This window comes from Streptomyces sp. NPDC017520, from assembly GCF_044329855.1.
Classification (GTDB): Bacteria; Actinomycetota; Actinomycetes; order Streptomycetales; family Streptomycetaceae; genus Streptomyces.
Map to the genome: position 1 here is coordinate 389,537 of NZ_JBIRKB010000005.1, position 12,065 is coordinate 401,601.

Below are 12,065 nucleotides of genomic sequence, written 5' to 3' on the forward strand. Positions count from 1 at the left end.
CGAGGTGGCGGATTCAGAGCAGAACGGGCAGAGAACTCAGCCCGCGGATGAGCCGGGTCTGCCGCCAGTCCAACTGGTCTGCCGGTACGGCGAGCCGGATGTCGGGGAAGCGGGTCAGGATCGCGTGGAGGGCGATGTGCGCTTCGGCTTTCGCGAGTGGTGCGCCGACGCAGCGGTGGATGCCGTGGCCGAAGCTGAGATGACCGGTCGCCTCCCGGTCCAGGTCGAGCTGGTCCGGTGCGGTGAAGCGCTTCGGATCGCGGTTGGCCGCGCCGAGGGCGACGAGTACGGGGACACCTGCGGGGATCTCGGTCCCACCGAGGGAGATGGCTTCCGTGGTGAACCGGAAGGTGGCGGTGCTGACGGGCGTGTCGAAACGGAGCAACTCGTCCAGTGCCTGCGGGATGGCTTCCGGGTTCCTGCGCAGACGTTCCAGCCCGGCCGGGTGCTGTAGCAGCGTCAGGACTGCGTTACCGAGGAAGTTCGTGGTCGTCTCATGGCCGGCGACGAGCAGGAGCACGGCCAGGGAGACCAACTCCTCCTCGTTCAGACGGTCCCCGCCGTCGCGAGCGGCGATGAGACGATCCAGGAGCGAGTCGCCCGGGTGAAGACGCTTCGACGTGATGAGGCCGGTCATATATGCGGCGACGGCGTAGGAGGAGGCGTCGGTGCGGCCGGGCTCCCCGGCAGCGAACAGGTCGGCGGACCAGCGCTGAACCTGCGGCCGGTCGGTCTCCGGTACGCCGAGCAGTTCGCAGATCACCATGACCGGAAGGGGGACGGCCAGTGCGGCCACGAGGTCGACCGCCCCGCGGGCCGACCAGCGGTCCAGCAGTTCGTCGGTCAACCGGATGATGGAGGGGCGGAGGCCGGCGACCGAGCCGCTCGTGAAAGCGCCGGTGATCAGCTTGCGGATTCTGGTGTGCTGGGGCGGGTCGCTGGCGAGCATGTTGTGCGCGACGGCGGGATGCAGGCGGCGCTTCGAGTCCTTGCCGGCGAAGAAGGCGGCGGTGTCCTTGGACAGCCGCACGTCGCTGAGAGCGTGCCGGGCTTCCGCGTATCCGGTCACCAGGTAGCTGTCACGTCCGTGGGACCCGGATGCCACAGCCTGTACCGGGCATGCGGAGCGCATAGCAGCGTACCCGGGACAGGGGTCGGAGGGGTCGGAGGCAGATCGTCCGTCGTCGGAGGCGTCGTTCATGGTGTCAGGATCCAACCAGGTGGTGCCCCGTGCTTTCAAAGAAGCCCGTGAGGCCACGGCAGAGTGTGGGCATGGATGAAATCAACCTTGCCCGTGCCCTTGTTCTGGAGCGCCACCCCGACGCCCGCGCCGCGTTCCTCGGGGGCAGCGTCCTGACGAGTCGGCGCACCGCCCGGTCCGACTTGGACGTCGTCGTACTGCTCGGCGGCCCGCCCGCCCCGTACCGCGAGAGCCTGCGGTACGGGAACTGGCCGGTGGAGCTGTTCGTGCACACCGAGGAATCCTGGCACAGCTTCGTGACCCCGGAAATCGTGCGACGGAACTCAGCTGTGTTGTCGATGTGCGCCGAGGGGGCACTGCTGCTCGACGCCGACGGGACAGGAGAACGGATGGCGGACACGGCGAAACGCCTCATGGCCGCAGGCCCGCCCCCGGTCACCGATACGGCCCTTGAGGACGCCCGGTACGCGCTGACGGACCTGCTCGACGACCTCGCCGCCTGTACGGTTGCGGGGGAGCGGCTGTTCGTCGTGGCCGAACTCGTCCGGCGGAGCGGCGAACTGGCGCTGCTGACCCACGGCACGTGGGCCGGCGGCGGCAAGTGGCTGGCCAGGCGCCTCGAACCCGTCGCGCCGGACCTGGCCGCGCGCCTGGACGAGACCGCGCAAGCCGCGCTGCGCGGCGCACCGGCGGGCCTCACCTCGCTGGTCACCGAGGTCCTCGACGCGGCGGGCGGCCCGGTCTGGGAGGGATACCGCCGCAGCGGACCGCGCAAGACGGCCTGAACGCGTCCCGCCCAAGGAACTCGTGCACGGTCGGCCGGGCCGGCGACCGGAGCGGCAAGCGCGAAAGGCCGCGGGGCCGACAGGTACCGAGCCGCCGTTCCGCGCACCCCTTTCCGGCACCCCCGGGCCCGGGGCTGCCGGTTCGCCCGCAGTTCTCCCGCGCCCGTCCGGGAGCACGGGACAATGAATGTATGAGTACACAGCGAGAGTTGGGCGACTTCTTACGTTCGCGACGGGCTCGGATACGTCCCGAGGACGTCGGTTTCGCCTCGGGTTCCGGCAGACGCCGCGTTCCGGGCCTGCGGCGGGAGGAGCTGGCGCATCTGGCAGGCGTGAGCGTCGACTACTACGTTCGGCTCGAACAGGGCCGCAACCACGGGGCGTCCGATGCCGTCCTCGCAGCCGTCGCCGTCGCGCTCAGGCTGGACCGGGACGAGCACGACCACCTCGTACGGCTGGCGCGCCGGCAGCGGAACGCAGTGGCTCGTGCCGGGTCAGGAGCGGACGGTACGGCTTCGCCCTCCCCGGCCCTCGCGTCGGAGGGGGGTGAGGCCGCACGAGCCGGGGTGCAACACCTGCTGGACTGGATCGCCGCACCCGCCCTCGCCATGGGGCACCGGATGGACGTCGTCGCCTGGAACCGTCCCGCCTGCGCCCTCATCACCGACTTCGCCCGGCTCCCGCCGCGGTCCCGGAACATGTGCCGCCTCCACCTCGTCGACGAAGACATCGGCAGCCGCTACCCGGAGCGCGACACGATCGCCCGGGAAGCCGTCGGAACGCTGCGGATCGCAGCGGGCCGTTTCCCCGAGGATCCCCTCCTCGCGGAGCTGATCGACGAACTGAACGCGGCGAGCCCGGAGTTCCGACGCCATTGGGCGGCGCACGCGGTCCGGACGAAGGCGTACGGCGTCAAACGCATCGATCACCCGGAGCTCGGCCCGCTCGCGCTCGGGTACGAGATCACCACCTTCCCCCAGGACCCGGAGCTCAGTCTGCTGGTCTACACCGCGCCGCCGGACACCCCGGAGGCGAAGGCACTGCACGCGCTTGCCGAGCGGTGACCCCGAAGGATCCGGCCGATGTCGCGGCGTGCCGAGCGACGGTAGGTGCGGCGTACCCAGGTTTGGCGTACCCGGCTACGTCGCGACCGGGGGACAGCGCGATCCGAGGGACGGCACAGCAGCCGGAGAACCGCACACCCCGGCTGACGATGGCACCGCAGCACGGAACAGCGGAGCATCGACGGCCGTCGGTGCTCCGACGCCATCGAGAGGGGTTCCACACCTCATGCGCCTGCTCGTATCCGCCGCCGTCGCGGCGCTCGCAGCCACATCACTCGCCCTCGCCCCCGGAGAGGCCGCTCCGCCCGACCGGTACGTGGTGCCGGGCGACCGGGCCTTCCCCACCGGTCTCGCCATGGACTCGGCGTCCGGCCACTTCTACGTCGGCAGCGCCGAGGGCGGCACGCTCTACCGCGGCCACCTGTCGGAGCCGGCGGTCGAGGTCTGGTCGCCCGCGGGACAGGACGGACGCACCTTCACCTCGGGAATGAACATCGACTCCGTGGGCCGTCTCTTCGCCGGGGGCGGCGAGACCGCCACCCTGCGGATCTACGACACGAAGAGCAAGGCCCTCCTCGCCCGGCTGAAGGGCAGGACGGGCGGATTCGTCAACGACATCGCCCTCGACGGCGACGGCACGGCCTACGTCACTGACTCGTTCAAGCCCCAGATCTACCGCGTGACGCAAGCACCGGGCGGGCGCTGGACGATGCGCCCCTGGCTCGACGTCGAGGCGGCCGGCGTCGACTGGATCCATGGGCAGCACAACCTCAACGGCATCGTCTCCGCGGGTAGCCGGCTGCTCGCCGTCCAGAGCAACACCGGGCAGCTCTGGCGGATCGATCCGGCGACCCGGGAGATCACCGAGGTGGATCTCGGCGGCGGGAGCCTCCCGGGCGGCGACGGCCTCGCATGGCGCGACGGCCACCTGTACGTGTCGCAGGGCGGCCTCTTCGAGGGGCCCGGGGCACAGTCCCGCGTCGCTGTCGTCGAGCTGAGCCAGGACCTGGCACGGGGACGCGTGGTGGACGGGCTCGCGCCGCCGGAAGGGCTGCTGCACCCGAGCGCGGTCGCCCTCACCGGCAGGGCGGCCGACGGAACGGCCGCAGCCGGTCGGGTGCTGGTGGTGAACAGCCAGTTCAACCGCTGGTCCGCCGGGCTGCCGCCGACCTCGCTCCCCTTCACCGTCTCCTCGCTGCCCCTTCCTGCCCGGCCCCTGGACGGTGCCGCCCGCTCCTCCCGCTGAGTCGTTTCTCCGCACGCGTGCACGACTTGGGCGGTGCGGGGTGGCTCGGAAGCCACCCCAAGGCCCTGAGCGTTGCGGGGCGCATCCGGATCCCGATGCGCCCCGCAACGCCACTTCACGACCGCTGCTGCGCGCCGGCACGGTCGTGGTGGACGCCTCGGTAGCACCCGGTAGCGCTGGTGCCGTGATGCCGCCATGAGCTCGTGGCCCCGTGCGCTGAAGATCAACGCTTCTCAGAGCGTTGGCCAGACCTGGGTCAGCGATGCCGTGGTGAGGACGTGGTCGGGACGGCCCTGCCCTGCGAGGCGGCCGTCCTGGAGGAGGAGGCAGGCGTCCGCCGTGCGCGCCACCTCGAGATCATGCGTGGCCTGGACGATCGTCACCCCGTCAGCCACCAGCGCCGTCAGCAGCGCGCCGATCCGCTCCCTCGCCTCCGGATCCAGGCCGGTGGTCGGCTCGTCGAGGAGCAGCAGGTCCGACTCCTGCGCCAGGCCCTGCGCGATGAGCGCGCGTTGACGCTGGCCGCCCGACAGCTCGCCCAGTTGGCGTGAGGCGAGGTCGCCGATGCCGAGCCGGTCGAGCACCGCGTCCACGGTCGCGTGATCCCGTGCGGTCAGTCGGCGCCACGGACCGCGCTCGCCCCAGCGCCCCATCTCCACGGTCTGCCGAACGGTGAGGGGAAGAGTGTCCCCGACCGCTCCGCGCTGCGGCACGAAGGCCGGCGGCCGGCCACCGGTACGGAAGAGATCGCCGGATGTCGGCTTGATCACACCGGCGAGCACGGCGAGCAGGGTCGACTTGCCGCTGCCGTTCGGGCCGACGAGTGCAGTGGTGGTCAACTCGGCTATCTCTCCGCTGACTTGATGAAGTACCGGGCGCCCTGGATAACCGGCGCTCAACCCCGAGAAGCGGAGGTGGGCGGTCCGATCGAGGGGCGGGGTGGGTGAGGGGGGCGGTGTGTTGAACATGATTTTCATTGTAGTGTCCGGGCCATGGAATGGTTGACGGTCCCGTTCGAGGTGACCTTCGTGCAGCGAGCCCTGTGGGGCGGGATGCTGGTGTCCGCCATCTGTGCCCTGGCGGGCACCTGGGTGGTACTGAGGGGGATGGCCTTCCTCGGTGACGCCATGTCCCACGGGCTGCTGCCGGGCGTCGCGGTCGCCGCGCTCCTCGGGGGCAATCTGATGGTGGGCGCGGTGGTCAGCGCCGTCGTCATGACGGCGGGCGTCACCGCGCTGGGCCGTACGCCGAGGTTGTCGCAGGACACCGGCATCGGGCTGCTGTTCGTGGGCATGCTCTCGCTCGGCGTGATCATCGTGTCGCGCTCGCAGTCCTTCGCGGTCGACCTGACCGGATTCCTCTTCGGGGACGTCCTCGCGGTCAGGCAGCAGGATCTTCTCGTGCTCGCGGCGGCGTTGTTCGGGGCGCTGGTGGTGTCGGTCCTCGGTCATCGTGCCTTCCTGGCGCTGGCGTTCGACGCGCGCAAGGCCCACACCCTGGGGCTGCGGCCGCGCCTGGCCCACGCCGTGCTCCTCGGCCTGCTCGGCCTGGCGATCGTCGCCTCGTTCCACATCGTGGGAACGCTGCTCGTCCTCGGACTGCTCATCGCACCGCCGGCGGCCGCTCTGCCCTGGGCGCGCTCCGTGCGCGGGGTCATGGTGCTCGCCGCCCTGGTCGGCACCTTGGCCACGTTCGGCGGCCTGCTGCTGTCCTGGCATCTGAGTACCGCGGCCGGCGCGACTGTCGCGGCCCTCGCGGTGAGCCTGTTCTTTCTCTCCCACGTGCTGTCCGGCCTGCGTGACCGGCGTACGCGGCAGATCCACTCCACGGCATCCCTACCCGAAGTCAACTGAAAGGAGCCGAGGCGATCATCATGAACGTCCGCAGAAACGTCACTCCGTGGGCATCGGCCGCACTGGTGCTCACCGCGCTGCTCACCACGAGTTGCGCGGGGGAGGAGCCCAGCGCCGGGCGATCCGAGGCGAAGCCCCCGTCCGCCACTCCGCACGGGTACGTCGAGGGGGCGAAGGAGGCCGCCGAGCAGCAGGCCCGACTCCTCCTGAACGACCCCGACAGCGGGAACACCAGAGTCCTCGACCTCGTCACCGGCGAGGTGCACAGGACGGCCGAGGTGAAGGATGCCGTTCGGCTGGGCATGGACGGCAGGTTCGGCTACCTCCAGGCGCCCGACGCCACCCATGTGCTCGACAGCGGCGCGTGGATGGTGGACCACGGCGACCACGTCCACTACTACAGTGCGCCGACGCGGGACGTGGGGGAGATTCCTGCGGGCAGCCAAGCGCAGATACGCAGCGATGTCGCCGTCACCGCGGTGACCGGCGAGGACGGCCGCACCGTCCTCTACGACCGCGGCAAGCTGGAGAAGGGGCAGATCGCGACTCCCCGGACGCTGCACGGCACTTACACCGGCGTCGTCGTGCCGTACGAGGAACACCTGCTCGCCTTCGCGAACAAGGGCGACACCACGGAACTCGTCGTCCTCGATCGCAAGGGCGAACGCGTGGCTTCCCCGGACGTGACGTGCGAAGCGCCCCGGGGAGACGCCGTCACCCGGCGCGGCGTGATCCTCGGCTGCGCGGACGGCGCCCTGCTCGTCCGTGCGCAGGGCGGCGCGTTCACCGCCGAGAAGATCCCGTACGGAAAGCACGTTCCCGCGCAGGACCGAGCCACCGCTTTCCGCCAACGGCCAGGCAGTGACACCCTCACGGCCCCGGCCGGAGACGACGCTGTCTGGGTCCTCGACGTCACCGAGCGGACCTGGAAGTGGGTGGAGACCGGGCCCGTCGTCGCGGTCAACACGGCCGGCGAGGGATCCCCGTTGCTCGTTCTGGAGACCGACGGATCGGTGCACGGCTATGACACCACCACCGGAAAGCAGACCGCGCGTACCAAGCCGCTGCTGACAGCGGGGAAACGGGGCGAATCCGACGGCAACGCCCCCGTCATCGAGGTCGACCGCAGCCGCGCCTACGTCAACGACCCCGAGGGCAAGCAGGTGTTCGAGATCGACTACAACGACGGCCTGCGCATCGCGCGCTCCTTCGATCTGGACGTCAAGCCGGTCCTCATGGTGGAGGCCGGTCGATGAGCCGAACCGGGGTGAACCACCGCGCGAGGGCGGGCACCGCTCGCCCGCGACACCTGATCGCGGGCCTCCTCGCCCTCGTGACAGCGGTGACTGCCGGCGCCTGTACCACCGGAGACGACCGGCCCAGCATCGTCGTCACGACCAACATCCTCGGCGACGTCACTCGCGAGATAGTCGGCGACGAAGCCGACGTCACCGTCCTGATGAAGCCCAACGCCGACCCGCACTCCTTTGGCCTGTCGGCGGTACAGGCAGCCGAGCTGGAACAGGCCGACCTGGTCGTCTACAACGGCCTGGGCCTGGAGGAGAACGTCCTGCGGCACGTGGACGCCGCCCGCGAGTCCGGCGTCGCCACCTTCGCGGCCGGCGAGGCGGCCGACCCGCTCACCTTCCACACCGCCGACGACGGCGGCCCCGAGGGAGAGGAGGGACAGCCCGACCCGCACTTCTGGACAGACCCCGAGCGGATGCACAAGGTCACCGACCGGATAGCCGACCAGGTCGTCGAGCACGTCACCGGGGTGGACCCCCGCACGATTCAGAACAACGCCGACCGCTACGCGAAGCAACTCGCCGCCCTCACCGCCTGGATGGAAGAGTCCCTCGGCCGAGTTCCCGCGGACCGACGGGCCCTGGTCACCAACCACCACGTCTTCGGCTATCTCGCCGACCGCTTCGGCTTCGAGGTGATCGGTGCCGTCATCCCCAGCGGCACCACGCTGGCCTCACCCAGCTCCGCGGACCTGCGCTCCCTCACGGAGGCGATGGACGGAGCAGGCGTGCGCACCGTCTTCGCCGACTCCTCCCAGCCCAAACGGCTCGCCGAGGTACTGCGAGCGGAAATGGGCGGCGAGGTCCGTGTCGTCGAACTCCACTCGGAGTCCCTGACCGCCAGGGGCGCGGGCGCGGACACCTACCTGCGGATGATGCGCGCCAACACCACCGCCATGGTCACCAGCCTGACCCGCGACTGACCCTCCCAGCCTCGACCTTCCCAGCTTTCCGGAGCACCTGCCACCGGGTGCCGGCTCGTAGTACCCCCATACCGCCACCGCGCGGTGCAGAAAGGAACAGACCGATGAACAAGTCGATACGCGGCAGAGCCCTCACGGGCACGGCACTGGCTCTGGCCACGGCCACGGTGCTGACCGCCTGCGGCGGGGAGAGCTCCTCCTCCTCCACCGACACCACGTCCGACAGAACCGCCGAGGCCACGCCCGCGGCAACGGTCAAGGAGCCGTTGGTCGCCACCTTCGACGGCGGCCTCTACATCCTCGACGGCGAGAGCCTCAAGCTCACCGAGACCATCGACCTGCCCGGCTTCAACCGGGTCAACCCCGCAGGCGACAAGGACCACGTCGTCGTCTCCACCGACAGCGGATTCCGCGTCCTGGACGCCACCGGCCAGGCCCTCACCGACATCGAGTACAAGGGCGCCAAGCCGGGCCACGTAGTCCGCCACGCCGCGAAGACGGTGCTCTTCACCGACGGCACCGGAGAGGTCAACGTCTTCGACCCCACCACACTGAGCAGCGGCAAGAAGCCGGCAGGGCGCACCTACACCTCCGCGGAACCCCACCACGGTGTCGCCATCGAGCTCGCCGACGGCAGACTCTTGAGCACGCTGGGCACCGAGGAGAAGCGCACCGGGGCGCTGGTCCTGGACCGGAACGACAAGGAAATCGCACGCAACGAGGACTGCCCCGGTGTCCACGGTGAGGCCGCCGCCAAGAACGAAGCCGTCGGAGTCGGCTGCGAGGACGGCATCCTGATCTACAAGGACGGCAAGTTCACCAAGATCGACTCTCCCGACGGCTACGGCCGCATCGGCAACCAGGCCGGCAGCGACGCCTCGCCCGTTCTGCTGGGCGACTACAAGACCGACGCCGAGGCCGAGCTGGAGCGACCTTCCCGCGTCTCCCTGATCGACACCGAGAAGAAGAAGCTGCGCCTGGTCGAACTCGGCACCAGCTACTCCTTCCGCTCACTGGCCCGCGGCCCGCACGGCGAGGCCCTGGTCCTCGGCACTGACGGCGCCCTTCACGTCATCGACCCGGACACCGGCAAGATCGAGAAGAGGATCCCCGTCGTGGGCGCATGGCAGGAGCCGCTGGACTGGCAGCAGGCCCGGCCCACCCTGTTCGTGCGCGGACACGTCGCCTACGTCTCCGAGCCCGGCAGGAAGGCGTTGCACGCCATCGACGTGGAAACGGGGAAGAAGCTCACCTCCGTCACCCTGCCGAAGAGCACCAACGAGCTGTCGGGCGTCGTCGCCGGACACTGACCTCACCGGCCGCGCCTGTGCCCTCGCCGCCGAGGCTTGACGCCGCGGCGGCGAGGGCACACGCCTGCCCTGCCTGCGCGGCGGATCCGAACGAGCTCGGCGGTGCCACCGGTACGGCCGCGAGATCCGAACCCGTACCGGGAATCAGGCGGCGACGAGCTTCTGCTCGTGGTCCGGCGCTCCGGCCTTGGGCTCCTTGTTCGGCAGCGCGAGCCGGAAGACCTTGTGCCACGCGGAGACGACCTGCTTGGGCAGCGGGCCGGTGACGTACTCCAGCTCGTACTTCTCGAACAGCGCGCGTACCTTCACCGCGACCTCGGCGTACCGGTTGCTCGGCAGGTCCGGGAACAGGTGGTGCTCGATCTGGTGCGACAGGTTGCCGGTCATGAAGTGCATGGCCTTGCTGCCGCTGATGTTCGCCGAGCCCATCATCTGGCGCAGGTACCACTGGCCGCGCGTCTCGCCCACGATCGACCGGCGCTCGAAGACCTGTACGCCCTCGGGGAAGTGCCCGCACATGATCACCGAGTGGGTCCAGACGTTGCGGACCAGGTTCGCGGTGAAGGTGGCGGCGAGTGTGGGGAGGAACGACGGGCCCGACAGCAGCGGGTGGATCACGTAGTCCTTGAGCACCTGCTTGCGGATCTTGCGCCCCACGGCCTTGGCCCGCGCGCGGAACTCCGGGTTCTTGCGGCGGCGCTTGTGGAGGTTCTTGCCGAGCTCCAGGTCGTACGCCGCGATGCCGTACTCGAAGAAGCAGGCGTTGAGGAAGTTCCACAGCGGCTGGCCGAGGTGGAAGGGGTGCCACTTCTGGTCCTCGTCGACGCGCATGATGCCGTAGCCGAGGTCGTTGTCCTTGCCGATCACGTTGGTGTACGTGTGGTGCAGCTCGTTGTGCGAGTGCTTCCACTGATCGGACGGCGAGACGTGATCCCACTCCCAGGTGGTGGAGTGGATCTTCGGGTCCCGCATCCAGTCCCACTGGCCGTGCAGGATGTTGTGGCCGATCTCCATGTTGTCCATGATCTTCGCCACGGACAGCCCGGCGGTGCCGATCAGCCATGCGGGCGGGAAGATCGAGAACAGCAGTACACCCCTGCTGACCAGCTCGAGCTTGCGCTGCGCCGCGATCACCCTACGGATGTAGGCGGCGTCCTTCTCGCCGCGGCCGGCGATCACCTCGTCGCGGATCGCGTCCAGCTCGCGGCCCAGCTCCTCGATCTGCTCCGCGGTCAGGTGGGCGGTGGGGTCGATGGCGGTCAAGGTGCTCCTACCGTTCGATGTCGCACGGGCCCGCGGCGGCGGACACGCAGGTCTGGATGAGGACGCCCGGCTCGGCCTCGGTGATCCCGCCGGTGCGCAGGTCGCGGACGGCGCCCGCCTTGAGCGGCGTGACGCAGCCGAAGCAGATGCCCATGCGGCACCCGGAGGGCATGAGCACGCCGGCCTCCTCACCGATGTCCAGCAACGGCGTGGCGCCGTCCGCGGCGACGGTTTTGCCGGAGGCGCTGAACGTGACCTCGCCGCCGTCGCCGGCCACGACGATGCCGGGGCGGAAGCGTTCGGTGTGCAGGCGCTCCTGGACGCCGTGCTCGGTCCAGTGCTCTTCCGCGGCGTCGAGCAGGCCCGTGGGCCCGCAGGCCCAGGTCTCGCGCTCGGCCCAGTCCGGTACGAGTCCGTCGAGACGGGCGATGTCGAGCATGCCGTCCGTGTCGGTGTGCACCTCGATGAGACGAAGCTTCTTGTCCGCGACCAGACCGTGCAGTTCGTCGCGGAAGATCACGTCTTGCGGTCGTGGCGCGCAGTGGACCATGACGACGTCGTCGAGCTCGATGTCGCGCAGCATGCCCATCACGGGCGTGATGCCGCTGCCGGCCGTCAGGTAGAGCACCTTGGCGGGTTTGGCCTGCGACAGCACGAAGTCGCCGGTCGGCTGGTCGAGCTGGATCAGCGTGCCCGGTTTCGCCCTGCGGACCAGGTGGTTGCTGACCTTGCCGTCCGGGATCGCCTTCACGGTGATCGTGATCCGGCCGTCCCGGCGATGTGTCGGCGAGGTGAGGGAGTAGGCACGCCACAGGCGCACCCCGTCGACGTCGACCCCGATCCGCACGTACTGACCGGCTGTGTGGCCGCGCCAGCCCCGTCCCGGCCTGATCACGAGAGTCGCGGCGTCACCCGTCTCGGGGCGCACGGCCTCGATGCGCCCACACAGGTCAGCGCCCGCACGCAGCGGGCTGACCAGGTCGAGGTAGTCCGACGGCAGCAGCGGCGTCGTGACCATCTCCAGCAGTTTCCACGCCCTACTGCGGAGGGCTGCACTCGTCATGACCCCAGCTTGCTGCGCCGATGGCGTAAAGTCCTGACCGCAGGACGTGA

11 protein-coding genes are annotated in these 12,065 nt (G+C 69.9%); 7 read left to right on the plus strand and 4 right to left on the minus strand.

All coding sequences use genetic code 11. From position 1 onward, the window contains the following. Nucleotides 1–13: 13 nt before the first annotated feature. Nucleotides 14–1,201 (minus strand): cytochrome P450, encoded by a 1,188-nt coding sequence (locus ACH4KB_RS15105; RefSeq protein ID WP_398066392.1) that lies wholly within the window; start codon nt 1,199–1,201, stop codon nt 14–16. Nucleotides 1,202–1,272: 71 nt separating this feature from the next. Here ACH4KB_RS15105 and ACH4KB_RS15110 point away from each other — a divergent pair, with 71 nt between their 5' ends. The 3 genes from ACH4KB_RS15110 (at nt 1,273) to ACH4KB_RS15120 (ending at nt 4,296) form a co-directional block, all read left to right on the plus strand. Then, nucleotides 1,273–1,986: a nucleotidyltransferase domain-containing protein gene (locus ACH4KB_RS15110; protein ID WP_398066393.1), complete on the plus strand. Its 714-nt coding sequence runs from the start codon at nt 1,273–1,275 to the stop codon at nt 1,984–1,986. A 191-nt stretch (nt 1,987–2,177) separates the two neighbouring features. Beyond that, nucleotides 2,178–3,050 (plus strand): helix-turn-helix domain-containing protein, encoded by an 873-nt coding sequence (locus ACH4KB_RS15115; RefSeq protein ID WP_398066394.1) that lies wholly within the window; start codon nt 2,178–2,180, stop codon nt 3,048–3,050. 226 nt (nt 3,051–3,276) lie between these two features. Next, complete coding sequence (locus ACH4KB_RS15120; protein WP_398066395.1) at nt 3,277–4,296, plus strand: hypothetical protein; 1,020 nt, start codon at nt 3,277–3,279, stop codon at nt 4,294–4,296. A gap of 233 nt (nt 4,297–4,529) precedes the next feature. Here the strand turns inward: ACH4KB_RS15120 and aztA are convergent, their stop codons facing one another. Then, nucleotides 4,530–5,273, minus strand: coding sequence for a zinc ABC transporter ATP-binding protein AztA (gene aztA / locus ACH4KB_RS15125; protein ID WP_398066396.1), 744 nt, complete (start codon nt 5,271–5,273; stop codon nt 4,530–4,532). 15 nt (nt 5,274–5,288) lie between these two features. On the opposite strand from aztA, the gene aztB reads away from it, so the two are divergent. The 4 genes from aztB to aztD all read left to right on the plus strand — a co-directional run bounded on the left by aztB (nt 5,289) and on the right by aztD (nt 9,689). Continuing rightward, nucleotides 5,289–6,149, plus strand: coding sequence for a zinc ABC transporter permease AztB (gene aztB / locus ACH4KB_RS15130; protein WP_398066397.1), 861 nt, complete (start codon nt 5,289–5,291; stop codon nt 6,147–6,149). 20 nt (nt 6,150–6,169) lie between these two features. Beyond that, nucleotides 6,170–7,405, plus strand: coding sequence for a hypothetical protein (locus tag ACH4KB_RS15135; protein ID WP_398066398.1), 1,236 nt, complete (start codon nt 6,170–6,172; stop codon nt 7,403–7,405). Continuing rightward, a complete protein-coding gene (gene aztC, locus ACH4KB_RS15140) occupies nt 7,402–8,379 on the plus strand; it encodes a zinc ABC transporter substrate-binding protein AztC (protein WP_398066399.1) in 978 nt (325 codons plus the stop codon). Before ACH4KB_RS15135 ends, aztC begins: the two co-directional genes overlap by 4 nt. A gap of 104 nt (nt 8,380–8,483) precedes the next feature. Further along, nucleotides 8,484–9,689, plus strand: a complete 1,206-nt coding sequence (gene aztD / locus ACH4KB_RS15145) for a zinc metallochaperone AztD (RefSeq protein WP_398066400.1) — start codon at nt 8,484–8,486, stop codon at nt 9,687–9,689. 144 nt (nt 9,690–9,833) lie between these two features. Here the strand turns inward: aztD and ACH4KB_RS15150 are convergent, their stop codons facing one another. Together ACH4KB_RS15150 and ACH4KB_RS15155 are read right to left on the minus strand one after the other, a co-directional pair. Then, nucleotides 9,834–10,952 (minus strand): fatty acid desaturase family protein, encoded by a 1,119-nt coding sequence (locus tag ACH4KB_RS15150; protein WP_398066401.1) that lies wholly within the window; start codon nt 10,950–10,952, stop codon nt 9,834–9,836. 7 nt (nt 10,953–10,959) lie between these two features. Further along, entirely contained in the window at nt 10,960–11,970 is a 1,011-nt protein-coding gene (locus ACH4KB_RS15155) for a ferredoxin reductase (protein WP_398066543.1), read from the minus strand. Nucleotides 11,971–12,065 lie beyond the last annotated feature (95 nt).